The sequence below is a fragment of the Jatrophihabitans sp. genome (assembly GCA_036399055.1).
GTDB lineage: Bacteria > Actinomycetota > Actinomycetes > Mycobacteriales > Jatrophihabitantaceae > Jatrophihabitans_A.
On sequence record DASWNX010000037.1, the window covers coordinates 1 to 23,953 of the forward strand.

The following is a 23,953-nucleotide window of genomic DNA, read 5'->3' on the forward strand; positions in this document are numbered from 1 at the left end:
ACCTTTGCCCTGCGCACCCCCGCCTACGAGGGGGGCGCCGGAACCGGTCCGCCGAACCCCGTCCGCCGGTGTCCGTACCTCCTGCACAGCCAGGACGGGGGTGGGGGAACCAACCCGGCGCGCGCCGCCACGGTCACGGGGGCCAGGCGCTCGTCTCGGGGTGAAGCCGCATGTCCTGCGGCCGGGGCACCGATCGCTCCGAACCCGACAGCTCACCTCGCAGGCGGCGGATCGGAGCATCTCCATGCGCACGTCCATCCTCGCCCGCCGGGCTCTCGTCACCGCCGGCGCGGCCGCCGTCTCGCTCGGGGTGCTGGCCGCCCCGGCGTCGGCTGCCGCCCCGAACGACTGGGACGCCGTCGCCCAGTGCGAGTCCAGCGGCAACTGGTCGATCAACACCGGCAACGGCTACTACGGCGGCCTGCAGTTCGACTCGGGCACCTGGCTGTCCAACGGCGGCGGGGCCTACGCCTCGCGAGCCGACCTGGCCACGCGCGAGCAGCAGATCGCGGTGGCGACCAACCTGTACAACGCCCGGGGCGCCAGCCCATGGCCTGTCTGCGGACAGCGTCTTTAGTTCCCTTTTCCCTCGGCGAGCCATGCGTTAGCCACCTCGTGTGCCCTCCGGGGCAGACCCGGTCGGCTCGCTGTCCATGCCGGCGCCGCGCTGTGCGCTGCCGGCACACCTTTTAGGAGTTTTTGTTTTGCATCGCAATCTCAAGTTCGGCCTGTACGGCCTGGTACTGGCCGGCCTGCTGGGCGGCACCGCCAGCTGGGCCACCGATAACGGCAAGACCGTCAACCTGCGGATCGACGGCCAGGACCGCCTCGTGCAGACCGCCGCCGCCGACGTCCGGGGAGTGCTGGACGCCGCGGACATCACGGTCGGTGAGCACGATCTGATCGCGCCTGAACTCAGCGCCAAGGTCGAGGACAACGCCGCCATCGTGATCCGCCGGGGTCACCTGCTGCACCTGACGGTCAACGGCAAGGCACGCGATGTCTGGGTGAACGCCGTCTCGGTCGACGAGGCGCTGCGCCAGCTCGGCTACGGCGCTCAGAACCTGGTGTCGGTGTCACGCTCCACCCGGCTGGACAGCGCCGCCATGCGGCTGTCGGTCACCTCGCCCAAGCTGGTCACCTTCAAGGTCGACGGCAAGGCGGTGCGGGTCTCCAGCTTCGGCCCGACCCTGCGCCAAGCGCTGGCCCAGGCCAAGCTGCGGCTCGCTCCGCACGATCAGATCTCGGCCAAGGTGACCAGCCCGGTGCGTGACCGGCAGGTCGTCAAGATCACCCGGGTGTCCTACAAGTACAGCGTGACCCAGCAGGGCGTGCCCTTCGGCACCGTCCGGCAGAACGACCCCAATCGTGCCGCCGGCAGCAGCGCAGTGCTGACCGCCGGCCGCGAGGGCCTCAAGCAGGTGACCTACCAGCTGCGCTACGTCGACGGAAAGCTCGCCGGCCGGGCCGTCTATGACGACCACGTGGTGCGGCCGGCGGTGAGCCAGCGGATCGCGGTCGGCGTCAAGCAAGCCCCGCGCCCGGCCCCGGCTCCGGCAAGTGCGCCGGTGGCCTCAGGCACCGCGCAGCAGATCGCGGCCGGCATGGTGTCGGCCCGCGGCTGGGGCAGCGACCAGTTCTCGTGCCTGGTCAGCCTCTGGAACAAGGAGAGCGGCTGGCGCACCACGGCAGCCAACCCGTCGGGCGCCTACGGCATCCCGCAGGCCCTGCCCGGCAACAAGATGGCTTCGGCCGGCGCTGACTGGCAGACCAACGCCAGCACCCAGATCACCTGGGGCCTGGGCTACATCGCCGAGGTGTACGGCACTCCGTGCAGCGCCTGGGCGCACTCGCAGGCCACCAACTGGTACTGATCGCTCTGACACACTCCCGGGTGTGAGTGAGCTGCTGGGTCCGGCCCAGATTCGAGAACTGGCCGAGCGTCTTGGGATACGTCCCACCAAGACGCTCGGCCAGAACTTCGTCCACGACCCGAACACCATCCGCCGGATCGTCCGGGCCGCCGAGCTTGAGCCGGACGAGGCGGTGCTGGAGGTCGGCCCCGGGCTCGGATCGCTCACCCTGGAGCTATTGGCCGTCAGCGGGCAGCTCACCGCTGTGGAGATCGATCCCAGGCTGGCGGCCGAGCTGCCGGCGACGGTGCGCCGGCTCGCCCCGGAGCTTGCCGACCGGCTGCGGGTGATCGAGGCCGACGCGCTGGGCGTCAGGGCGCTGGATGATCCCCAGCCCACCGCGCTGGTGGCCAACCTGCCCTACAACGTCTCGGTGCCAGTGCTGCTCAACCTGCTGGCGGCGCTGCCCACCATCAGGCATGGCCTGGTGCTGGTGCAGCTCGAGGTGGCCGACCGGCTGGCCGCGGCCCCGGGGTCCAAGGTGTACGGCGTGCCCAGCGCCAAGCTGGCCTGGTACGGCTCAGCCGCCCGGGTGGGCGTGGTGCCGCGCTCGGTGTTCTGGCCGGTTCCCAACGTCGAGTCCGGGCTGGTCCGGTTCAGCCGGGGCGCGCCGCCGCCGACCGCCGCCAGCCGGGCCGAGGTGTTCGCGGTGATCGACGCCGCCTTCGCCCAGCGTCGCAAGATGCTGCGCTCGGCGCTGGCCGGCTGGGCAGGCTCGCCGGCTGCTGCCGAGGCGGCGCTGATCAAGGCAGGGGTCGACCCCACGGCCCGGGGGGAGACGCTGCCGGTGGCGGCCTTCGCCCGGATCGCCGAGGCCCGAACCGCCTAGAACGCAATCGTCCTGGAACGCATTGTGCGGCCTGAATCCGCGGTTTCCGGCCTGGTAACCGCGGATTCAGGCCGCACAATGCCGGGAGCTAAGACAGCTAACTGCGGCCGTCGAACAGGCTGGTGACCGAGCCGTCTGAGAAGACTTCCTTGATGGCGCGGGCGATCATCGGCGCGATCGAGATGACGGTCAGCTTGTCGAAGCGCTGCTCTGGCCGCAGCGGCAGCGTGTTGGTGATGATCACCTCGCGGACCCGGCTGTTCTTCAGCCGGTCTGCGGCGGGCTCGGAGAAGATCCCGTGGGTGGCGGCGATGATGACGTCGGAGGCGCCAGCCTCATACAGCAGGTCGGCGGCCTTCACCACGCTGCTGCCGGTGTCGATCATGTCGTCGGCCAGGATGCACAACCGGCCGACCACGTCGCCGACGACCCGGTTGGCGACGACTTGGTTGGCAACGTTGGGGTCGCGGGTCTTGTGGATGAACGCGATCGGAGCCCCGCCGATCCGGTCGGCCCACTGCTCGGCGGCGCGCACCCGGCCAGTGTCGGGGGAGACCACGGTCAGGTTCTCGTTGGCGTAGGTCTCGGCGACGTACTGGGCCAGCAGCGGCAGGGCGAACAGGTGGTCCACCGGGCCGTCGAAGAAGCCCTGGATCTGAGCGGTGTGCAGGTCGATCGACATGATCCGGTCGGCCCCGGCGGTCTTGAGCAGGTCGGCGATCAGCCGGGCCGAGATCGGCTCGCGGCCCCGGTGCTTCTTGTCCTGCCGGGAATAAGGGTAGAACGGAGCCACCACGGTGATCCGCTTGGCCGACGCGCGCTTGAGGGCGTCGACCAGGATCAGCGTCTCCATCACCCAGTGGTTGATCGGTGTGGTGTGGGACTGGATCACGAACGCGTCCGAGCCGCGAACCGACTCCTCCGGCCGCACGAAGATCTCGCCGTTGGCGAAGTCCCGGGCGGTCATCGGGGTGATTTCCATGCCGATGTGGCCGGCGATCTCGTCGGCCAGCTCAGGAAACGCCCGGCCGGAGAACAGCGTCATGCTCTTGCGGTTGGGTACCTGCAAATTGCTCATGCCTTGCTGCTCCCACTCGTGCTGCTCGGACTGTCCTGGTCCGGCGCAGGTGTGCCGGTGACCGCCGGATCACTGCTCATGGCAGCTTCAGCCGCAGCCGCTGAGGCGGTTCCGGCCCGACGTCGCAGCACCCAGCCTGCCACGTTGCGTTGCGGGGTCCGGCTGACCCCCAAGTCTCCGGGCGGGACGTCGGAGGTGATCACCGAGCCGGCCGCGGTGTAGGCGCCGTCGCCGACGTTGACCGGGGCCACGAACATGTTGTCCGCGCCCGTCCGGGCGTGGTCGCCGATCGTCGAGCGGTGCTTGGCCACGCCGTCGTAGTTGACGAACACGGTGGCGGCCCCGATGTTGGTGTTCGCGCCGATGCTGGCGTCACCGACGTAGCTCAGGTGCGGAACCTTGCTTCCGACGCCGATGTCGGAGCCCTTGATCTCGACATAGGTGCCGATGTGCACCTGGTCGGCCAGTTCGGCGCCGGGCCGGAGGTAGGCGAACGGGCCGACCGTGACGCCGGCGCCTATCCGGGCCTGGTTGGCCACGGTGCGCGTCAGCACGCTGCCCGCCCCCACCACGGTGTCGGTCAGGGTGCTGTCCGGGCCGATCACCGCGCCGGCGGAGATCCGGGTCGCGCCGTGCAACTGGACGTTCGGCTTCAGTGTGACGTCGGGCGCCAGCGTGACCTCGGCGTCCACCCAGCAGGTCGCCGGGTCGATCACCCGGACGCCGTCGCGCATGTGCCGCTCCAGCAGCCGCTGGTTGTAACTGCGGTGCGCCGCGGCCAGTTGGAGCCGGTCGTTGACGCCGGCGGTCTCCTCGGCCGGCGCGGGGCGGGCGCGCACGTCCAGGCCCTGGGCGACGAAGATGCTGACGACCTCGGGCAGGTACTCCTCGCCCTGGGCGTTGTCGGTGCTGAGCCGGCCGACCGCCTGGCTCAGCGGGCCGGCGTCGAAGGCGTAGACCCCGGCCGAGACCTCGGTCACGGCCAGCTCGTCTGGGCTGGCGTCCTTGTGCTCGACCACCCGCGCCACCGAGGCCGGCCGGGCCGGGTCATCAGACCGGAGCACCCGGCCATAGCCGGTCGGATCGGCCAGCTCGCTGGTCAGCAGGGTCGCGGCGGCCGCGCTGGCGGCATGGGAGTCCAGCAGGTCGGCCAGGGTGGCCGCTGACAACAGCGGCGCGTCGCCGGGCAGCACCAGCACGGCGCCGGTGACGGGCCGATCGGCGGCCAGCTGCTGCAGCGCTATCCGGACCGCGTGGCCGGTGCCGTTCTGCTGCTCTTGCACCACCGGCACAGCGGACGGGTCGAGCAGGGCCAGTTCGGCGGCGACCTCGTCCCGGCGGTGCCCGATCACCACCGCGGTGCGCTCGGCAGCCAGGCCGGCAGTCGCTGCCAGCACGTGGGCGAGCATCGAGCGTCCGGCGAAGGAGTGCAACACCTTGGGCAGCGCCGGGGACTTCATCCGGCTGCCCTCACCGGCGGCCAGGATGATGATTGTGAGCGGCGGGCGCGCGATCGAGGCGTCGAGGGCGGTCACGTGCGGGAGCCTATCCGAATCCGGCCGGTCTCCTGGCTGCCACGGCAGCGCCCACGGCGGACGCAGGGCAGCCCATCGGCAGGCCCTGGGCAGTCGATCGGCAGGCCCTGGGCGTTCGATCGGCAGGCGCCGGGCAGCCGATCGGCGAAGAGATCGCTGGGAGACTGGGACTCGAACCCAGACTGCACGGCTCCAAAGGCCGGCGGGCTGCCGATTACCCCATCTCCCACTGCGCGCCTGCCGCCCCGCGGCGAGCGCTCGACGCCGGACAGCCTACGCGGTGGCGAATCCACAGTGCGAGTACCTCAAACTTACGGTAGCGTAGGTTACGCTTGCGTAGCCGGGCCGAACAGAGGCCTGATGACTACGACGTACCAGCCACGCGCCGAAACCACCGCGCCGGCACTTGCTACTTCTCTGCTCACCACTTCTCCAGGAGCCAGCTTATGACGATGCTCGAGGACACGCCGGGCGCCGCCCAGCCGAGCCCCAACCTGCAGGACGGCCAGCCGGGGGCCAAGCCGATGATCTCGGGCCACAAGAGCCTTCTGGAGCAGATCTTGCTCTACGTGTTCGTGGTGGTGCCGTTCCTGGCGCTGCTGGCCGCCGTCCCGCTGGCTTGGGGCTGGGGAATCGGTTGGACCGAGCTGAGCCTGGCGGTCGGGTTCTACGTGGTGTCCGCGCTCGGGATCACGGTGGGCTTTCATCGCTACTTCACCCACGGCGCGTTCAAGGCCAACCGGGGACTCAAGATCGCGCTGGCGATCGCCGGCTCGCTGGCCATCGAGGGCCCGGTCATCCGCTGGGTCGCCGACCACCGGCGCCACCACGCCTTCTCCGACCGGGAGGGCGACCCGCACTCGCCGTGGCGTTTCGGCCAGTCGGCCAGCGGGCTCGTCAAGGGCTTCTGGTACGCCCATCTGGGCTGGATGTTCGACTCCGAGCGCACCAACCAGGCCAAGTACGCCCCCGACCTGCAGGCCGATCCGGACCTGGTGCGGATCGACAGGCAGTTCCCGTTCTGGGTGGCCTTCACCCTGCTGGCCCCGGCGGTGCTGGGCGGGTTGATCACCTGGTCCTGGACCGGCGCGCTGAGCGCCTACTTCTGGGCCTCGCTGGTGCGGGTGTGCCTGCTGCACCACGTGACCTGGTCCATCAACTCGGTCTGTCACATGATCGGCGAGCGGCCCTACGCCTCCCGTGACAGGTCGGCGAACTTCTGGCCGCTGGCGATCCTGAGCATGGGGGAGTCCTGGCACAACAGCCACCACGCCGACCCGACCTGCGCCCGGCACGGCGTCGACCGCGGCCAGCTCGACATCTCGGCCCGGACGATCTGGCTGTTCGAGAAGCTCGGCTGGGCCAGCGAGGTCCGCTGGCCGCGCCGGGACCGGTTCGACAAGCTCGCCGCCCGCCGGGCAGCCGAGCGCGCCGAGGAGCGGGTCGCCGCCTGAGTCGCGACGCTCGTCGGGCCGTGGCTCAGGTGACCGCTGCCCGCTGGGCGAACCGGGGCTGGCGGTAGCTGCCGTCGGCCAGGATCTCGGCCAGCGTGAGCATGCCCTGGTGAACCTCGGTGAAGCTGAGGTACATCGGGGTGAACCCCAGTCGCAGCAGGTCGGGCGCCCGGAAGTCGCCGATGACGCCACGCTCGATCAGGGCCTGGCAGACCTGGTAGGCCTCGGGCATCCGCAGTGAGACCTGCGAGCCGCGCAGCTCCGGCCGCCGCGGGGTGACCACCTCGACGCCGAACCGGGCCAGTCGCTGGTCGGCGAACTCGATCACCTGCTGGGTCAGGGCCAGTGACTTGGCCCGCACCCGGTCGATGCCCACCCCGTCGAAGGCGGCCAGCGCGGCCTGCAGCGCGGCCATCGACAGCAGCGCCGGAGTGCCGATCCGGGCCTGCTCGATCGACTCAGCCGGCACGTAACTGCCGTTGAGGCCGAACGGCTCGCGGTGGCCGTTCCAGCCGGTCAACGGCAGCTGCACGTGGCGCTGATGCCGGTGGGCTATGTAGATGAAGGCGGGCGAGCCCGGCCCGCCGTTGAGGTATTTGTAAGTGCAGCCGACCGCCAGGTCCGCCCCGATCTCGTCCAGCGCGACCGGCAGCGCGCCGATGGCATGGCAGAGGTCCCAGACCATCACCGCGCCGGCAGCCTGCGTCGCCCGGGTCAGCCCGGCGGCGTCGAAGAGCTCGCCGGTGCGGTAGTCGACCAGTGAGAACGACACCGCCGCCACCTGATCGCCGTGCTCGCTCAGGTAGGCCGTCAACTCCGACGGATGCAGCCGGACCACCCGCAGGCCGAGCAGCTGGCCCACCGAGTCGGCCAGGTACTGGTCGCTGGGAAAGTTCACCCCGTCGGTCAGCAGCGTCGACCGTCCGGGCCGTAGCCGGCAGGCTGCCGTCATCGCCTGAAAGAGCTGGACCGAGGTCGAGTCGCCGCACATCACCTGGCCCTCGGCCGCGCCTATCAAGCCGGCGAGCTGGTCGCCCACCCGTCCCGGCAGGCCCCACCAGTCGTGGACGTTCCAGGAGGTGATCAGATCCTGGCCCCATTGCCGGCGCACCAGCTCGGTGACCGCCGGCAGCACCACCCGTGGCAACGGGCCCAGAGAGTTGCCGTCGAGGTAGACGACGCCGTCGGGGAGCTCGAAACGCTCGCGCAGGCCGGCCAGTTCGTCACCGGCGTCGGCCAGCCGGGCCGCTGACAGCAGCGGGTCTTCGCCAGCGGCGCCCGGCGCTGCCAGCGCCGCCAGCCCGGCCGATGGGTCCTGGGCTGCGTCCGGTGCGGTGGTGGTCGGCGAATCGGTCATGGGCCCATAATCGCAAGTCCGCGGGAACGAGGGAAACCGCAGCTGCGCGCCGTAGGCCGGCCGATGCGCAACAATGGGCCCGGTGACCGACAGCCAGAGCAGGCCCCGGGTTCGGATGACCGGCAAAGAGCGGCGGGAGCAACTGCTGGACGTCGGGCGGGCGCTGTTCGCGGAGAAGGGCTTCGAGGTCACCTCGATCGAAGAGATCGCCACCCGCGCCGGGGTCAGCAAGCCGGTGGTCTACGAGCACTTCGGCGGCAAGGAAGGCCTGTACGCGGTGGTGGTGGACCGCGAGATGCGCAATCTGATGGAAGCGGTCACCTCGGCGTTGACCGGCACCAACCCCCGGGCGCTGGTCGAGCAGGCGGCCCTGGCGCTGCTCACCTACATCGAGGAGCAGACCGACGGCTTCCGGATCCTGGTCCGGGACTCCCCGGTGGCCACCAGCACCGGCACCTTCTCCTCGTTGCTCAACGACATCGCCAGCCAGGTCGAGTACATCCTGGTCCGCGAGTTCAGCGCCCGGAAGCTCAACCCCAAGCTGGCCGGCATGTACGCCCAGATGCTGGTGGGCATGGTGGCGCTGACCGGGCAGTGGTGGCTCGAGGTGCGCAAGCCCAAGCGCGAGGAGGTGGCCGCGCACCTGGTGAACCTGGGCTGGAACGGCCTGCGAGGCCTGGAGGCCAAGCCGAAGCTGTCACTGGACTCCTGAGGCGAGCGCTACAGCTCCTCCGACAGCTCCAGCCAGCTGTGCTCGGCGGCATCCTTGGACTCCAGCACCGCCCGCAGCTCGGTGTCGAGCTCGCTGATCCGGGCGTAGTCGGTGGCGTGCTCGGCCAGCGCCTGGTGCAGCTCGGCCTCCCGGCGGTCCAGCTTGGAGATCTCTCGCTCCAGCCGGGACAGCTCCTTGCGGGCCGCCCGCGGGTCGGACTTGCCCGCCGGCTTGGCGGGCTTGCCGGTCTTGCCGACCGCCGGCTGGCTGGCTTGCTCGGCGGCCCGCAGGTCGGCCGCGCGGCGGCGCAGGTACTCATCGATCCCACCGGGCAGCGCGGCTATCGAGCCGTCGTCCAGCAGGGCCACGGTCGAGTCGCAGACCCGCTCGACGAGGTACCGGTCGTGGCTGACGACCACCAGGGTGCCGGCCCAGGAGTCCAGCAGGTCCTCCAGCTCGGCGAGGGTGTCGGTGTCCAGGTCGTTGGTCGGCTCGTCCAGCAGCAGCACGTTGGGCTGGGTGAGCAGCAACCGCAGCAGCTGCAGCCGGCGCCGCTCGCCGCCGGACAGGTCGCTCACCGGCGTCCACTGCCGCTCGTTGGCGAAGCCGAACCGCTCGGCCAGCTGGCTGGCCGACTGCTCGACACCGCCGAGCACCGCGGTGCTGCGCACTTCGGTCACCGCCTCGATCACCCGCAACTGCGACGGCAGCTCGGTGACGTTCTGGGACAGGTAACCGACCCGGACGGTCTGGCCGATCACCACCTTGCCGGCGTCGGGGGCCAGCTCGCCGGCCAGCAGCCGCAGCAGGTGGGTCTTGCCCGAGCCGTTGACGCCGATGATCCCGATCCGGTCGCCGGGCCCGACATGCCAGGTGGCGCCGGAGAACAGCGTGCGCGCGCTGTCACCGCTGCCGACGGCAAGCGTGACGTCCTCGACGTCGTACACCGTGCGGCCCAGCCGCTTGGCCGACAGCGCCCGCAGCTCCACGGCGCTGCGCGCCGGCGGCACGTCGGCGATCAGCGCCTCGGCGGCCTCGATCCGGAACTTCGGCTTGGACGTGCGGGCCGGCGGACCCCGGCGTAACCAGGCCAGCTCCTTGCGCAGCAGGTTCTGCCGTCGCGCCTCGCTGGCGCTGGCCTGCCGGTCCCGCTCGGCCCGGGCCAGCACGTAGGCGGCGTACCCGCCGTCGAAGCTGCGGACCGAGCCGTCGATCACCTCCCAGGTGCGGGTGCAGACCGCGTCGAGGAACCACCGGTCGTGGGTGACGGCCAGCAGCGCGCCGCGCCGGCGGTTGAGGTACTCCGCCAGCCAGGTGACGCCTTCGATGTCGAGGTGGTTGGTCGGCTCGTCCAGCACCAGCAGGTCGGCGTCGGTGACCAGCGCGGCGGCCAGCGACACCCGGCGGCGCTCGCCGCCCGACATCCGGTCCACCAGGGTGTCCAGGCCCAGCGCCGCCAGCCCCAGACCGGTCAGCACCTCACGCACGGCGGCGTCGCCGGCCCAGACGTGCTCGGCCGCGTCTCCCACCACCAGGTCTCGCACCGTGGAACCGGCGTTGAGGTGGCCGGCCTGGTCCACGCTGGCGATCTGCAGCCCGCCGGTGGCGGTGGAGCGGCCGGTGTCCGGCGGCTCGGCCCCGGTGATCATCCGCAGCAGGGTCGACTTGCCGCCGCCGTTGCGCCCGACCACGCCGATCCGGTCCCGGTCGCCGATCCCCAGCGACACCGCCTCGAGCACCGAGGTGGTGCCGTAGCTCTTGGAGACGTTCTCCAGGTTGACCAGGTTCGCCATCAGCGCGACACCGCCATCAGGGCCGCCGTCTGGGCCGTCATCGGGACCGCCGTCTGGGCCGTCATCAGGCGAGCACCGTCGCCCGGGCGTCGCCGCCGGTCACCGCCAGGGCCTGCCGGCAGACGCCGGTGTCCTCCAGCGCCCGGGCCAGCGTCCGGGCGTGGGCCTGATCGCGGGCCAGGAACGCGCAGGTCGGTCCCGAGCCGGAGACGATGCCGGCCAGCGCGCCGCAGTCCTGGCCCGCGGCAAGGGTCTGGGCCAGGTAGGGCGCCAGCGCGATCGCAGCCGGTTGCAGGTCGTTGGCCAGCCGGCCGGCCAGCAGCTCGGGATCTCCGCTGGCCACCGCCTCCAGCACCCCGCTGGCGGCGACCGCGGCGTCCGGGTCGCTGGCCGCGCGAGCCTGGTCGGGACCGCGCTGCCGGTCCAGCTCGGCGTAGACAGCGGGCGTGGACAGCCCGCCGTGGGCCACCGCCAGCACCCAGGAAAACCGCGCCCCGCCTTCGATCGGGCGCAGCCGCTCGCCACGGCCGGCGCCGAGTGCCGAACCGCCCAGCAGGGCGAAGGCGACGTCACTGCCCAGCTGGGCGGCCAGGGCGGTCAGCTCGGCGGCCGGCAGCCGCAGCTGCCAGAGCCGGTCGCAGGCCAGCAGGGCGGCGGCGGCGTCGGCCGATCCGCCGGCCAGGCCGGCGGCGACCGGAATGCGCTTGTCGATCGCGAACTCGACGTGGGCCGGGATGCCGGCGTGCTCGGCCAGCAGTCGCGCCGCCCGCCAGGCCAGGTTGCCCTGGTCGGCCGGCAGGCCGGCGCTCTCGGCGCCCGTCATGCTCAGCGACAGCGAGTCGGCCGGCGCCGCGGTCAGCAGATCGGTCAGCTCCAGTGCGTGAAACACCGTGCCGATCTGGTGGAAACCGTCAGCCCCCAGCGCCCCCACCGCCAACTGGAGGTTGATTTTGGCGGGAACCCGGACGCTCACCCGGCCGGCAGTGTGGGACACGGCTGCGATGCTAGTGCGCGTGCGCCGTGCCCGATCACCACGCGGGCCGGCGCCACCGCGTCGGCTACCCGATTTCCCCGGCGGTTCAACTGCCTTGTAGGCTTGCAGGGTTGCCTCGGCGAGGGAGCCCGCAGACCCGGTCGACTGAGCAGATCAGCCACGACGTGAGCAGATCAGCCCGGTAGGCCGTCCTGATGGGGCCCGTTATCGACGCGGTGCTTGCCGGCGCTGTGTTGTGACCTGTTGTGACCGTGGTCTCCGACTGCGGAACACGACAGCCCCGCCGTGCGACACCGCGTTCGACAACCGTCCCGTGACCGCCGTCTCACACCCAGCACGATTCACTGAACAAGCACCGCACCACGATGTGAACTGATTACGTGACAACCATGTACGAAACGATGCAACAGGAGCGCCCTCGTGTCTGAAGTCCGTTTGGCCGCCGAAACACGTACCGAGTTCGGCAAGGGTGGCGCTCGCCGTACCCGTCGTTCCGGCAAGATCCCCGCCGTCATCTACGGCCACGGCGCCGACCCGCGGCACGTGTCGCTGCCGGCCCGCGAGTTCACCCAGGCGATCAAGCGGGGTGGCGGCAACGTGCTGCTGACCCTGTCCCTGGACGGTGAGGACCAGCTCACCATCCCCAAGGCCGTCCAGCGGCACCCGATCCGCGGTAGCTACGAGCACGTCGACCTGATCGCGGTCCGGATCGGTGAGAAGGTCACCATCGAGGTTCCGCTGGTGATCGTCGGCGACCTCGCTCCCGGCGCGATGCTGGGCCAGGAGTACACCTCGGTGCAGATCGAGGCAGAGGCCACCCACATCCCCAACGAGATCGAGGTCTCGATCCAGGGCCTGGACGCGGGCGCGCACATCACCGCCGGCGACCTGATCCTGCCGGCCGGCTCGACGCTGGTGACCGACGCCGAGACGCTGCTGCTCAACGTCAGCACCGCGCCGACCGCCGAGGACATCGAGGCCGACACCGCCGAGTCGATCGCCGACCTGGGCATCATCGAGGAGCCGTCCGACGCCGACGTCGCCGAAGCCGCCGAGGGCAAGTCGGACGGGTCCTAGGACGCGCGCTGCCGCCCGCACGGCGGCACTGGTTTTCTCACCAGGGCCCGGAGCTGCCAATGACTGACGAGCGTTTTCTGATCGTCGGCCTTGGCAATCCGGGCCCTCGGTATGCCGGCACCCGGCACAACGCCGGGTTCCTGGTGGCCGATGACCTGGCGGCGCGACTGGGCCGGCCGTTCAAGGCGCACAAGGGCCGGGCCGACATCGTCGAGGGCCGGCTGGCCGGGCAGGCTGCCGTGCTGGCCAAGCCGAAGTGCTACATGAACGAGTCCGGCGGCCCGATCGTGGCGATCAGCCGGTTCTTCAAGGTGGGCGTCGAGCAGATCATCGTCGTGCACGACGAGCTCGACCTGCCGTTCGGCAGCTTGCGGCTCAAGCGCGGCGGTGGCGAGGGCGGCCACAACGGCCTGAAGTCCACCAGCTCGGCCCTGGGGTCCAAGGAGTACCTGCGGGTCCGCTTTGGGATCGGCCGGCCGCCCGGGCGCCAGGACCCCGCCGACTACGTGCTGCGTGAGTGGGCCGCCGCCGAGCGCAAGGAACTGCCGTTCTTCCTCGACCGGGCCGCCGACGCGGTCGAGGCGCTGATCGCCAAGGGCCTGGAGCCGGCCCAGAACGAGTTCAACTCCTGATCGACCGCCGTGGTCGACGTCGTTCGGCTGCGGTCGCGGTGCGGAGTCATCTCCCCGGTGGTCTTCCGCGGCCTAGCTCCCGCTTTATAGTCCTCTGGTTGAGCGAAAGTTGATCCACGCGCGCGGTGCGAAGCCATGCAAGATGCCGGACGACGATATTCCGTGCGGCTGGAGCATTGCCGCGCGCCATTTCGATTTGGTAGGCATGCCACGCTGATTCGCTGGTCCGTGGATGACGCTCGCCGAGCTTACGACGGCTGAACTCCAGACTCTGCGTGAACAATGCCCGAGCCCCGGAGAGATCTCCCGATGAGATGAGGGTGCTGCCCAAGTGGTTCATCGATGTGAGGGTGTCCGGGTGATCAGCGCCCAACAATTCCCGGCAGCGGTCGAGCACCTGTTGTTGCAGCTCGCGGCCTTGCTGCAGCTCTCCTAGTTCGCTCAGAGTGACGGCCAGGTTGCTGATCGAGGTGAGGGTGTCCCGGTGATCAGCGCCTAGCAACTGCTGGCGGCGGTCGAGCACCTGTTCTTGCAGCTCGCGGGCTTGCTGCAGCTCTCCCAGCCTGCTCAGGGTGCTGGCCAGGTTGCTGATCGAGGTGAGGGTGTCCGGGTGATCAGCGCCCAACAATTCCCGGCGGCGGTCGAGCACCTGTTGTTGCAGCTCGCGGGCTTGCTGCAGCTCTCCTAGTTCGCTCAGGGTGCCGGCCAGGTTGTTGATCGAGGTGAGGGTGTTCGGGTGATCAGCGCCCAACAATTCCTGGCAGCGGTCAATTACCTGTTGGTGCAGTTCGCGGGCTCGCCGCAGCTCTCCCAGCCTGCTCAGGGTGCTGGCCAGGTTGTTCCTCGAGGCGAGGGTGTCCGGGTGATCAGCGCCCCACAATTGCTGGCAGCGGTCGAGCACCTGTTGGTGCAGCTCGCGGGCTTGCTGCAGCTCTCCTAGTTCGCTCAGGGTGCCGGCCAGGTTGCCCGCCGAGGTAAGGGTGTCCGGGTGATCAGCGCCCAGCAGCTGCTGGCGGCGGTCGAGCACCTGTTGTTGCAGCTCGCGGGCTTGCTGCAGCTCTCCTAGTTCGCGCAGGGTGACGGCCAGGTTGCTGATCGATGTGAGGGTGTCCGGGTGATCAGCGCCTAACAATCCCCGGCGGCGGTCGAGCACCTGTTGTTGCAGCTCGCGGGCTTGCTGCAGGTCTCCTAGTTCGCTCAGGGTGCGGGCCAGGTTGTTGATCGAGGTGAGGGTGTCCGGGTGATCAGCGCCCAACAATTCCCGGCGGCGGTCGATGAGTCGTTCCTCGATTACCCGGGCGTCACGGTACCGCCCTTCGCCGTATAGCAGACGGGCGTGGTATGCGAGCGCGGTGAGCGAATCGGGATGATGGGCACCAAGCACAGCGGAGTGCAACGGCAGGGTTTGGTCGTCGACTTTTCGAGATCCCGCGAGATCGCCGAGGGCGTGGCGCGTTGCGATGAGTTCACGCGCGGTGGCCAGGGTTGCGGGATCATCTCCTCCGAGCACCCGTATCCGGCTGGTGTAGACGTTCTCCAGCACAGTCCGGGCCTCGCGAAGATGACCCTGGGCACGCAGGGCTTTGCCGTAGCTGTGCAGTGCGGCGAGGGTGGCGGGGTGCTCGGCTCCTATGAAGTCGGCGACGGTAGTGGCCTGCTTTGCCAGACCTGCGGCTTCACCTATCCGCCCGCGCGCTGAGAGGTAGCGGCTGGTCCGGTCTAGAAGCACCGATCTGTTCGCAGGATCTATACCAAGGCGCGAGGCGTGCGCCGCAGCGGCGATGGCGTGTGGAAGGAATTGATCAGCCGCCGGCCAACTGCTGGGCTGCTCTGGTTCGGCGGGAAACGTGTTCACGGCGACGATGAGGGTGTAGCGGGCCCAGGCGTCTTCTTGATCGCGAAGTTGGGTGCGGACGATGAGTTGGACCAGACGGTGGGTCGACAACTCCCCGCCAGCGGGGTCGGCGAGGGAGTATCGCGCCAGCTCCCGGGTAGCAGCTACTCGAGCCATCGGGTCGGTTAGCACGTGAACGAGGGCATCGGGGAGCTCATCCGCTGGGCGGAGGATCGTAACGGGCAAAGCGTCCGGGGCGAAGAAGGAAGACAATTGCTGCAGTGCCACAGCACCGGGATGGCTGGCGAGCTGTTCAAATGACACTCGCCAGGTGGTTGAGACAGTGGTCTCGGAGTCGATCGGCCGCCCTTGCTCGAACAGCTCGGGCGCTCGGCTCTCGATGAGCTTCAGGTACTCCCCAGCTCCCATTCCATCCGCTATGACTGCTGCCGCCTGTGCGAGCGCGAGCGGCAACAGGCCTAGGGCATTAGCGAGCGAATCGGCAACCTGGTCATCGGTCACGCCCGCCCGCTGCCGCAGGTACTCCCGCGCGGCCTGCTCATCGAGTACCTCAACCGGCAGGTTGTCACTGTGCGGCCACTCGCGGCGTCGGGTCGTGACCACGACACTGCCGGAGTGGCGATCAGGAAGAAGGTTCGTGATTGCCGACGGGTCATCAGCGTTGTCAAAAATGAGGAGCCAGTTCTCACGCCGCCTGAGCTCTTGACGTACCGCTGCGATAGCCATCTCTTGCTGGGCCATGTGCGGAAGCGAAAAGTCGGCGGCGAGACCGGCGTAGTCACTGAGGAGGGTCTCGGGGCGTTCGGCCCGGATCCACCACACGACGTCATACACGCGGGCGTAGCGGTGGGCGTACTCGATCGCGGCACGCGTCTTGCCGATCCCGCCCAGACCGGTGATCGCCTGCACGAGGGCCGTGGCACCGCCACTCTTGAGACGCTGGTGCAAAGCGGTCAGCAACTCATCGCGGCCGACGAAGTGGGGGTCCGGTCGGTGTGAGCGCAGCTCCCACACAGCAGGCCCGGTTGCTGGAAACCGTGCAGTGCTCAAGGTTGCTTTCGCCCCGGACGTGGCTGCCCGTCCAGGAAACGACGAAACCGCAGGTGCCATCGCGCGAATGCCGTTCAGCACTGCTTGCGTTGCCTCGCGTTCGTCGAGGCCGGTCAGGTTGATCGGGACCACCGGGCTTAGCAAGGCGCCCGGTTCGCACTCTTCGATTCGGATCGGGATCAGCGCCCGGTCTTTGCCTTCAACGCTTTGATTCAGTGCCGCGCTAAGCACCTCTCCGAGAGGTGAGGCATTGCCGAGAGAAGAAGTCGACAGCACGGCTATGGTATGCCGGCACTCTCCGAGCAGCCGGTTCCTCTCAGCCAATCGGTTCTGGCCGGGCCGTATGTCCCGACCCTCCATCCGGACTTGGTACCCCTCGGTCTCAAGGACCCCAGTGATCCATTCAGCCCAAGAGGTGTCTTCGGCTGCGTGGTGCACGAAGAAGTATGGTGGGCTCTGGTTTGGCAGCGCGTCATCGCGGGTTGACTGCTGGTCGGTCACCTAAGCCCCTTCATCTGATGGCGCACGGGAATAGTGAGCATTCGGGTGCCGAGTCTCCAGTATGCCCGCCCACGTACAGCAGCCGAAGGCGATGGGTCTGCGCTCACGGTGCGCGATTGCCTGCAGCCCCCGGAAAGCCCGGAGCGCGTCGCTTGCGAGGAACTTGGGCAACCACGCCTTCCAGTAACCGTCGCCTTGCTTCAGCCTCGTCCACTCCGACAAGGTCGATATAGGCGATGGGACCGAGCAGCGGTGCTGGGTCGCAACTGGTGACCCGGACCGGTATGAATCCACGATCACGGCCAAGCAGAGCCTGCCGATACGCTGCTGTCCATTCGGCGGTGCTGAAAACAGACTGCAGGTAGTTCTCGCTCATCACCCCTATCGTGTGCGCGCATTCACCGAGAGCGCTGTTCATCTCTGCCATGAAGTTGCCGCCGGGACGGAAATCCCACGCTTGAATTCGCACGTGATATCCGGCCTGCTCCAACTCCGCCGCTATCCACAGCGCCCACGACCCGTCGTTGTGGTTGTAGGTGACGAAGAAATCGCACCTACCACCACCCTCGGTGGAAGTCATCACGTCTCCCTCGTCTCGCGGCACACCAGCAGACCTGAAGTATTAAACGCCTTCACCCAGGTCTGCAGGTCCGAGTGAGGCGGCGATCGCCCGAATTGGGGGTCGGGAGAGAGCGTCCTTCAACTTGTTCACGTGCGCTCACCCAGCCTGTCGCCGTTGGTTGCGCTAGCGTCCACGCTGCTCGCCGACACAGATGGCCGAGCGCTTACCCGCTCAGAGCACCTCGCAAGGAGAAGAGAGCACATGAAAGCCAGCCTCGCAGTCCTCACCGCTGTGCTGAGCGGACTGGCGGCCACCGCGGTCGCCGTGCTGGCGCCCCCGCTGGCCAGCCCCGCCGAGGCGGCCAGCTCGCCGAACCAGGTCATCACCGTGCAGGCCGCGAGTTCTACCTCGACCACGGCGCGGCTGGAACTGTGGCAGCGTTCCAGCCTCGGCGGCTTCTGGCGCGCGGCCGGCCCGGTCACCGCCTACGTCGGCCGCAACGGCGTCGGGCAGACCAGCGAGGGCATGTCACGGACCCCGGCCGGAGTCTTCGGCCTCACCCAGGCCTTCGGCAACCAGCCGAACAACGGCACCAGGCTGCCGTACTTCCAAGCCGGGCGTAACGACTGGTGGAACGGCAACGTCAACTCCCCTGCCTACAACACCCATGTGGTCCAGAGCTATTCGCCGGGTGGGGCGAGTGAGAACCTCTACTACATGGGCCCGGTGTACGCCCATGCCGTCGTGATCGACTACAACCGCTTTCCGGTGGTGGCCGGCGCCGGCTCGGCGTTCTTCCTGCACGTCGCCAACGGCCGGCCGACCGCCGGCTGCGTGGCCCTCGACTCGGCCTCGCTGAACTCGATCATGCGCTGGCTGAGCCCCACCGCCCACCCGGTGATCTCGATCGGGGTGGGCAGCCAGGCCACCAGCATCATCACCAAGGCCAACGCCGCCGCCGCGCTGCACAACCCGAAGGGCTACCTGGACTCGGCGGCCGGCGGCCGGGGCAGCGTCCGTGCGACCGGCTGGGCCGCTGACCCGGACCTGCCGAGCAACCCGGTCAACATCGACGTCTACCTCGACGGCCGGATGCGGGGCCGGTTCAGCACCGGGGTGGCCCGGCCGGACGTGGCCGCCGCGATGCGGGTCGGTCCCAACTCCGGCTTCGCGCTCACGGTGGGCAGCGTGGCGCGCGGAACCCACACCCTCTGCGTCTACGCGCTGAACCTCAGGCTGGGCACCGGCAATCCCAGGCTGGGCTGCCGGACGGTGACCGTCAGCTGAGGCTTGGCGTATCAAATCTGGATGTTCTGGGCTAATGTCCTGAGCCAGACATCAGGGTCGAGCCCTCGGAGCAGTGATGACACTGAACAGCAGATTCGCCAGGTCCCTAGTACTGGCCACCGTGACGATCAGCACCCTCGCGTTGTCGCCGGTCGCCTCGGCCTCGGCGGGCGCCATCCCTGATCCGTACACGCAGTACCAGGTGACCAGCTATCACTACGGCAGCATTCGGGGCGAGGTGATCGGCCAGTACGCCCACGCCGGACCTTGCGGCGAAGCGTTCTGGTGGGGCGAGACCTCGGGTTACACCACCACCAGCTGGGTCACCTGCCCCTAAGCAAGCGCAGACCGGGGTCAGGTCCTTATACCCGGTTGTGCCGGCTAGCTCCGCCGTCGGCAGCACTCGCTCCAGCCAGCCGGCCAGCGGTCCCGATCTCGTGATCGAGCAGCCAGCGCTTGGCGGAGAAGCCGCCGGCGTAGCCGATCAGCTTGCCGCCACTGCCCACCACCCGGTGGCACGGCACGATGATCGAGATGGGGTTGCGGCTGTTGGCCGAGCCGACCGCCCGGACCGCCTTGGGGTTGCCGACCTGCTCGGCCACCTGCCGGTAGCTCATCGTGGAGCCGTAGGGGATCTCGCGCAGCGCCTGCCACACCGCCCGCTGGAACGGCGTCCCCGGCGCGGTCAGCGGCAGGTCGAAGTCATCGCGCTCACCGGCGAAGTACTCCTCGAGCTGGGTGCGGGCCTCGGCGAACTCCTCGTCCACCCGGGGGCCGAGTTCGGTCGGCAGCCGGCCGTGCTGGTCGGTGTAGAGGCCGGTGAGGCCCTCGCCGTCGCCGGTCAGCAGCAGCGGGCCCAGCGGTGAGTCGACATAGCTGTGAATGATCATCGGTCCTCTTTCGATAGCAAGCCATTGTCCGGCAGGGGCGTTTGGGCATTCGAGCGCGGTGCGGGATCGTCGGCCAGGCTGGCCCACAGGTGGTGTGTCAGGTAGCTGCGCCAGGGCGCGGTGGCCCCCGGGTCGAGATCTCCGTTCAGGCGGGCCAGTGCCTGCCGGACGCCGAGGTCACCGCCCAGGTAGACGTCCGGGTCACCGAGCGCGCGGATCAGCAGGTAGTCCGCGGTCCACGGGCCGATGCCGGGCAGTTCCAGCAGCGCGGCCCGGGTCGCGGCCCGGTCCGAGCCCGGTCCCAGCACCACTGCCTGATCGGCCATCGCGGCGGCCAGCCCGACCAGGGTGCGCCCGCGCGCGCGGGGCATCGGCAGCGACGCCGGGTCCAGGCCCGCGATCACGGCCGGTTCGGGGAACAGCCGCCAGCCCGGGTCGGCGTCGAAGGCCGGCCGGCCGTGCTCGGCGACCAGCCGTCGGAGCACGGTGCTCGCGCTGGCCACCGAGATCTGCTGCCCGATGACCGCCCGGACGGCCATCTCGAAGCCGTCCACCGCACCTGGCGAGCGCAGGCCCGGCCGCCGGTCGACCAGGTCGGCCAGCGCCGGTTGCCCGGCCAGCACCTCGTCCACCGCCTGCGGGTCGGCGTCCAGGTCGAGCAACCGCCGGACCCTGGCCACCGCGGCGGCCAGGTCCCGGTGGTCGACCAGCCGCAGCCGGGCGGCGACATAGCCCTCGGCCGGGGTCAGCGACACCAGGCCGGCCCCGTGCGGCAGCCGCAGCGTCCTGCTCAGGGTGCTCCCGTCGTAGCTCTCCAGGCCGCTGACCGCGCGGCCGGCCAGGAAGCGCAAGGTGGCGGCGACGTCCATGGGCGAGCGGTAGGCCAGCCGCAGGTCGATGGCCCCGAGCTCTGCGCCGGAGCGGGAGCGGGCGGCTCGCAGCTGGCTGGGCGTGCTGGCGAAGACCTCGGAGATGGTGTCGTTGAACTGCCGGATGCTGGCGAAGCCGGCGGCGAAGGCGACTTCGGAGGCCGCCAGGCCGGTGTTCTCCAGCAGGATCCGCGCGGTCTGGGCGCGCTGGGCCCGGGCCAGCGCCAGCGGCGGCGCCCCCAGCACGGCCACCAGGGCCCGGCTGACCTGGCGTTCTGAGTAGCCCAGCTCGCGAGCCAGCCCGGAGACCCCGTCCCGGTCTATCACCCCGTCGGCGATCAACCGCACCGCGCGGCCGGCCAGGTCGGCGCGGCTGTTCCAGTCGGGCGAGCCGGGGGTGGCGTCGGGCCGGCACATCTTGCACGCCCGGAAGCCGGCCCGCTGGGCGGCGGCCGAGCTGGGGTAGAAGCCGACGTTGCGCCGGTGCGGCGTGCGCGCCGAGCACGAGGGCCGGCAGTAGATCCCGGTCGTCCGGACGCCGGTGTAGAAGGTCCCGTCGAAGCGGGCGTCCCGGCTGCGCACCGCGCGGTACGCGGCGTCCTCATTGATCGGCACGGGTCCAGTCTGCCGTGCCGCGCCACGCCTGACTGGCGGTTTTCGGACATGCCGTTGCGGACGGGTCGGCGCGCCTGGGCTGGGCACAGCGCTCAGCCGGTGTTGCGCAGGCCGGCCGCGACGCCGTTCATGGTGAGCAGCAGCGCCCGGCGCAGCTGCTCGGCGGCGCCGTCGGCGTCCGGCTCGCCGGACTCGCCGGAGCGGACGCGCGACAACAGGTCGACCTGGGCGTAGGAGATCGGGTCCAGGTAGGCGTCGCGAACGCTCAGCGTTCGCTGCAGCGAGGGCTGGTCATCGAGCAGGAACTGCTCTCCGGTGACTCGCAGCACCTCATCGACGGTGAGCTCGTGCTCGGCCTGGATCAGCTCGAACAGCCGGCGTAGCTCGACCGGCACCAGGCTCGAGACGTAGTGCGAGGCGACCTGCAGGTCGGTCTTGGCCAGCGTCATCTCGACGTTGGAGATGAAGGTCCGGAAGAAGTGCCAGTTGGCGTGCATGTCCGTCAGCGCATCCGCCAGGCCGGCCTCGCGAGCCGCCCTGAGCCCGGAGCCGACTCCGAACCAGCCCGGCACGATCTGGCGCGACTGGGTCCAGCCGAACACCCAGGGAATCGCGCGCAGGCCCGAGATGCCATTGCCCGAATCAGGCCGGCGGGCAGGCCGGGAGCCGATGTTGAGCGAGCCCAACTGCTCGACCGGGGTCGAGGCGAGGAAGTAGTCGGGCAGCCCCGGGTCATCGACGAACCTGCGGTAGGCGCCGAAGGCCGCATCGCTGATCAGGTCCATGGCGTGGTTCCAGGTCTGCAGCTGGTCCGGCCGCTGGCGCGGTGACAGATGCAGCGCCGAGGCCCGCAGCACCGCGGCCACGGTCAGTTCCAGGTTCTCCTTGGCCAGCTCCGGAAGGGAGTACTTGTCGCTGATCACCTCGCCCTGCTCGGTGAACTTGATCTCGCCGGCCAGCACTCCCCAGGGCTGGGCCAGGATCGAGTCGTAGGTGGGGCCGCCGCCGCGGCCCACGGTCCCGCCGCGGCCGTGGAACAGCCGCAGCCGGACTCCGTGCCGGGCCGCGACGTCGCGCAGCGTGCGCTGGGCCTTGTGGATCTCCCACTGGGAGGTGGTGATGCCGGCGTCCTTGTTGGAGTCGGAGTAGCCGAGCATCACCTCCTGCACGTCACCGCGCAGCCGGACGATCAGCCGGTAGGTCGGATCCGAGAGCAGCTCGTCGAGCACGTCACCGCTGTGACGCAGCTCCTCGACGGTCTCCAGCAACGGCACGAAACCGATGCGTGCCACCGGCCGCCGCCCGCCGCCTGGCTCGCCCGGCCCGGACCCGGTGCCGTGCACGTCGACCAGCCCGGCCTCGCGGGCCAGCACCACCGCGGCCAGCACGTCGTCGGCGCCCATCGTCATCGACACGATGTAGCTCTCGATCACCTCGACGCCGTAGGTGTCCAGCGCCTGGCGGATCTCGGTGAAGACGGCGAAGGTCTTGGCGCCGGCCGGGTCCAGCGGCGGCGGGGTCTGAGCCAGTGGCCGGCGTGAGGCCAGCTCCTTGGACAGCAGCCGGCGCCGGTAGTCCCGGGGCAGGTCGGCGTAGAGCCAGTGCTCCTCCTTGAGCCGGTCGATGAGCTGCCCGACGGCGTGGTGGTGGGCATCGGCGTGCTCGCGGATGTCCAGGGTCGCCAGATGCAGCCCGAAGATCGAGATGGTGCGCTGGACCCGGGCAAGCACGCCGTCGGCGATCAGGCCGCCGGAGTTCTGCCGCAGCGAGGTCCCGATCAGCCGGAGCTCGGCCAGCAGCTCTGACCGGCCGAGGTAGTCGCGGCCGGGCACGTGCCTGCTGCCGGAGTCGATCCGCTGCCGGGTGTTTACGATCTTGTGCCTGACGCAGGACAGCTTGAGCCGGTACGGCTCGGTCTCGTTCACCACCTTGATTCGCGGGTCCAGCTCCGGCAGGTTAGCCAGGTCGGTGGCGATCGACTCTTCCAGCTCAGGGGACACCCCGACGATGGAGCTGGAGGAGGACAGCTCGCCGATCAGCGCGTCGACCTCGGCCAGCGCCGAGCGGGCGGCCACGTGATGCTGCAGTCGCAGCACCTCGCTGGTGACTGCGGCGGTGACGTTGGGATTGCCGTCCCGGTCGCCGCCGATCCACGAGCCGAAGGTCAGCGGCCGGGCGTCGGTGTCCAGCTCGGCGCCGTGGCGGGCGAGTTCGGCGGCTAGGTCACTGGTGAAGTCCGGCACCGTCTCATCGATCAGCTCCTGCAGGTAGTACACCGCGTTGCGGGCCTCGTCCACCGGGGTGGGCTGGTGCCGGCGCAGCTCGTCGGTCTGCCAGATCAGGTCGATGATCTCGGCCAGGTTGCGGTCCTGGCGCTCTCGCGCGCCGGTGCCTGGCTCGGTCGGGTCGGCCAGCACGTCGGCCAGGCGGCGCAGCTTGCTCAGGATGGACCGGCGGCTGGCCTCGGTCGGGTGGGCGGTGAACACCGGACGCACGGCCAGCGCGTGCGCCGCCTGGCCCAGGGCCACGGGGCCGGCCTCGGCCGCGACCGCGGCCACGGCGCTGGCCAACCAGCCCTGCTCGGCGGGCCGGTTTCGCAGGCTGCGCACCCGGTGCACCTGCTCGGCGACGTTGGCCAGGTGGAAGTAGGCCGAGAACGCCCGCACCAGGGCGGAGGCGGTCTCGGTCGGCAGGCCGGCGAGCAGCGCGCGGACCTCGGCGCGAGCGGCATCGCGATCCTCGATCCGCGGCGCGTCCTTGCTCTGCTTGGTCAGCGCCCGGACCCGTTCCACCAGTTCCAGCAGGGCGGGGCCGTGCTGGCGGACCAGCGAGTCGCCCAGCAGCTGGCCGACCCGCCGGACGTCACGGCGCAAGGGCGTGTCGTCGTCGGTCAGCCGGATGTGGGACGGGAAGTCGAAGGCGGTGCGCGTAGTCACCCCTCGATCTTCCC

Annotated in this window: 19 protein-coding genes, 1 tRNA gene and 1 riboswitch; of the genes, 9 read left to right on the forward strand and 11 right to left on the reverse strand. The window is 69.9% G+C overall.

Annotation, left to right across the window (positions count from 1 at the left end; genetic code table 11):
• The first annotated feature begins 39 nt into the window (after nucleotides 1-39).
• Nucleotides 40-242, forward strand: a riboswitch (cyclic di-AMP (ydaO/yuaA leader).
• 2 nt (nucleotides 243-244) lie between these two features.
• The 3 genes from VGB75_17215 to rsmA all read left to right on the forward strand — a co-directional run bounded on the left by VGB75_17215 (nucleotide 245) and on the right by rsmA (nucleotide 2,742).
• On the forward strand, nucleotides 245-577 hold the full coding sequence (locus VGB75_17215) for a transglycosylase family protein (protein ID HEY0168789.1): 333 nt from the start codon (nucleotides 245-247) through the stop codon (nucleotides 575-577).
• 127 nt (nucleotides 578-704) lie between these two features.
• Nucleotides 705-1,874 carry a ubiquitin-like domain-containing protein gene (locus tag VGB75_17220; GenBank protein ID HEY0168790.1) on the forward strand — a complete coding sequence of 390 codons (1,170 nt, stop codon included), beginning with the start codon at nucleotides 705-707 and terminating at the stop codon, nucleotides 1,872-1,874.
• 22 nt (nucleotides 1,875-1,896) lie between these two features.
• A complete protein-coding gene (rsmA, locus tag VGB75_17225; protein HEY0168791.1) occupies nucleotides 1,897-2,742 on the forward strand; it encodes a 16S rRNA (adenine(1518)-N(6)/adenine(1519)-N(6))-dimethyltransferase RsmA in 846 nt (281 codons plus the stop codon).
• 97 nt (nucleotides 2,743-2,839) lie between these two features.
• On the opposite strand, the gene VGB75_17230 is transcribed toward rsmA, so the two are convergent.
• The 3 genes from VGB75_17230 to VGB75_17240 all read right to left on the reverse strand — a co-directional run bounded on the left by VGB75_17230 (nucleotide 2,840) and on the right by VGB75_17240 (nucleotide 5,584).
• Nucleotides 2,840-3,820, reverse strand: coding sequence for a ribose-phosphate diphosphokinase (locus VGB75_17230; GenBank protein HEY0168792.1), 981 nt, complete (start codon nucleotides 3,818-3,820; stop codon nucleotides 2,840-2,842).
• A complete protein-coding gene (glmU, locus tag VGB75_17235; protein ID HEY0168793.1) occupies nucleotides 3,817-5,355 on the reverse strand; it encodes a bifunctional UDP-N-acetylglucosamine diphosphorylase/glucosamine-1-phosphate N-acetyltransferase GlmU in 1,539 nt (512 codons plus the stop codon). Before glmU ends, VGB75_17230 begins: the two co-directional genes overlap by 4 nt.
• A gap of 156 nt (nucleotides 5,356-5,511) precedes the next feature.
• A tRNA-Gln gene (locus VGB75_17240) sits at nucleotides 5,512-5,584 on the reverse strand.
• 217 nt (nucleotides 5,585-5,801) lie between these two features.
• Here VGB75_17240 and VGB75_17245 point away from each other — a divergent pair.
• A complete protein-coding gene (locus tag VGB75_17245; GenBank protein ID HEY0168794.1) occupies nucleotides 5,802-6,809 on the forward strand; it encodes an acyl-CoA desaturase in 1,008 nt (335 codons plus the stop codon).
• Between the two features lie 25 nt (nucleotides 6,810-6,834).
• Here VGB75_17245 and kynU read toward each other — a convergent pair whose 3' ends face one another.
• The gene (kynU, locus tag VGB75_17250; GenBank protein HEY0168795.1) at nucleotides 6,835-8,166 is read right to left on the reverse strand and encodes a kynureninase; all 1,332 of its coding nucleotides are present in this window, start codon (nucleotides 8,164-8,166) and stop codon (nucleotides 6,835-6,837) included.
• A gap of 82 nt (nucleotides 8,167-8,248) precedes the next feature.
• On the opposite strand from kynU, the gene VGB75_17255 reads away from it, so the two are divergent.
• On the forward strand, nucleotides 8,249-8,878 hold the full coding sequence (locus VGB75_17255; GenBank protein HEY0168796.1) for a TetR/AcrR family transcriptional regulator: 630 nt from the start codon (nucleotides 8,249-8,251) through the stop codon (nucleotides 8,876-8,878).
• A gap of 8 nt (nucleotides 8,879-8,886) precedes the next feature.
• Here the strand turns inward: VGB75_17255 and VGB75_17260 are convergent, their stop codons facing one another.
• Together VGB75_17260 and VGB75_17265 are read right to left on the reverse strand one after the other, a co-directional pair.
• A complete protein-coding gene (locus VGB75_17260; GenBank protein ID HEY0168797.1) occupies nucleotides 8,887-10,671 on the reverse strand; it encodes an ABC-F family ATP-binding cassette domain-containing protein in 1,785 nt (594 codons plus the stop codon).
• 64 nt (nucleotides 10,672-10,735) lie between these two features.
• Entirely contained in the window at nucleotides 10,736-11,665 is a 930-nt protein-coding gene (locus VGB75_17265; GenBank protein ID HEY0168798.1) for a 4-(cytidine 5'-diphospho)-2-C-methyl-D-erythritol kinase, read from the reverse strand.
• Nucleotides 11,666-12,085: 420 nt separating this feature from the next.
• Between VGB75_17265 and VGB75_17270 the strand changes: the two genes are divergently transcribed.
• Both VGB75_17270 and pth read left to right on the forward strand, forming a co-directional pair.
• Entirely contained in the window at nucleotides 12,086-12,742 is a 657-nt protein-coding gene (locus tag VGB75_17270; GenBank protein HEY0168799.1) for a 50S ribosomal protein L25/general stress protein Ctc, read from the forward strand.
• Between the two features lie 59 nt (nucleotides 12,743-12,801).
• Nucleotides 12,802-13,374 carry an aminoacyl-tRNA hydrolase gene (gene pth / locus VGB75_17275; GenBank protein ID HEY0168800.1) on the forward strand — a complete coding sequence of 191 codons (573 nt, stop codon included), beginning with the start codon at nucleotides 12,802-12,804 and terminating at the stop codon, nucleotides 13,372-13,374.
• Between the two features lie 46 nt (nucleotides 13,375-13,420).
• Here pth and fxsT read toward each other — a convergent pair whose 3' ends face one another.
• Nucleotides 13,421-16,780, reverse strand: coding sequence for an FxSxx-COOH system tetratricopeptide repeat protein (fxsT, locus tag VGB75_17280; protein HEY0168801.1), 3,360 nt, complete (start codon nucleotides 16,778-16,780; stop codon nucleotides 13,421-13,423).
• Between the two features lie 103 nt (nucleotides 16,781-16,883).
• A complete protein-coding gene (locus VGB75_17285) occupies nucleotides 16,884-17,360 on the reverse strand; it encodes a toll/interleukin-1 receptor domain-containing protein (GenBank protein ID HEY0168802.1) in 477 nt (158 codons plus the stop codon).
• 243 nt (nucleotides 17,361-17,603) lie between these two features.
• Here VGB75_17285 and VGB75_17290 point away from each other — a divergent pair, with 243 nt between their 5' ends.
• Both VGB75_17290 and VGB75_17295 read left to right on the forward strand, forming a co-directional pair.
• Complete coding sequence (locus tag VGB75_17290) at nucleotides 17,604-18,629, forward strand: L,D-transpeptidase family protein (protein ID HEY0168803.1); 1,026 nt, start codon at nucleotides 17,604-17,606, stop codon at nucleotides 18,627-18,629.
• 76 nt (nucleotides 18,630-18,705) lie between these two features.
• Nucleotides 18,706-18,966, forward strand: coding sequence for a hypothetical protein (locus tag VGB75_17295; GenBank protein HEY0168804.1), 261 nt, complete (start codon nucleotides 18,706-18,708; stop codon nucleotides 18,964-18,966).
• Between the two features lie 25 nt (nucleotides 18,967-18,991).
• Here the strand turns inward: VGB75_17295 and VGB75_17300 are convergent, their stop codons facing one another.
• From VGB75_17300 to ppc, 3 genes are all read right to left on the reverse strand, one after another.
• Nucleotides 18,992-19,519: a methylated-DNA--[protein]-cysteine S-methyltransferase gene (locus tag VGB75_17300; protein ID HEY0168805.1), complete on the reverse strand. Its 528-nt coding sequence runs from the start codon at nucleotides 19,517-19,519 to the stop codon at nucleotides 18,992-18,994.
• Entirely contained in the window at nucleotides 19,516-21,003 is a 1,488-nt protein-coding gene (locus VGB75_17305) for an AlkA N-terminal domain-containing protein (GenBank protein ID HEY0168806.1), read from the reverse strand. The genes VGB75_17300 and VGB75_17305 overlap by 4 nt, the downstream gene beginning before the upstream one ends.
• Before the next feature lie 92 nt (nucleotides 21,004-21,095).
• Complete coding sequence (gene ppc / locus VGB75_17310) at nucleotides 21,096-23,939, reverse strand: phosphoenolpyruvate carboxylase (protein ID HEY0168807.1); 2,844 nt, start codon at nucleotides 23,937-23,939, stop codon at nucleotides 21,096-21,098.
• Nucleotides 23,940-23,953: the final 14 nt, after the last annotated feature.

Bases quoted from the DNA above. Each gene is read 5' to 3' on its own strand.
- kynU (HEY0168795.1), bottom strand. From the start codon at position 8,166: ATGACCGATTCGCCGACCACCACCGCACCGGACGCAGCCCAGGACCCA.
- VGB75_17230 (HEY0168792.1), bottom strand. From the start codon at position 3,820: ATGAGCAATTTGCAGGTACCCAACCGCAAGAGCATGACGCTGTTCTCC.
- VGB75_17245 (HEY0168794.1), top strand. From the start codon at position 5,802: ATGACGATGCTCGAGGACACGCCGGGCGCCGCCCAGCCGAGCCCCAAC.
- VGB75_17260 (HEY0168797.1), bottom strand. From the start codon at position 10,671: ATGGCGAACCTGGTCAACCTGGAGAACGTCTCCAAGAGCTACGGCACC.
- pth (HEY0168800.1), top strand. From the start codon at position 12,802: ATGACTGACGAGCGTTTTCTGATCGTCGGCCTTGGCAATCCGGGCCCT.
- VGB75_17285 (HEY0168802.1), bottom strand. From the start codon at position 17,360: ATGACTTCCACCGAGGGTGGTGGTAGGTGCGATTTCTTCGTCACCTAC.
- VGB75_17295 (HEY0168804.1), top strand. From the start codon at position 18,706: ATGACACTGAACAGCAGATTCGCCAGGTCCCTAGTACTGGCCACCGTG.
- VGB75_17215 (HEY0168789.1), top strand. From the start codon at position 245: ATGCGCACGTCCATCCTCGCCCGCCGGGCTCTCGTCACCGCCGGCGCG.
- VGB75_17300 (HEY0168805.1), bottom strand. From the start codon at position 19,519: ATGATCATTCACAGCTATGTCGACTCACCGCTGGGCCCGCTGCTGCTG.
- VGB75_17290 (HEY0168803.1), top strand. From the start codon at position 17,604: ATGAAAGCCAGCCTCGCAGTCCTCACCGCTGTGCTGAGCGGACTGGCG.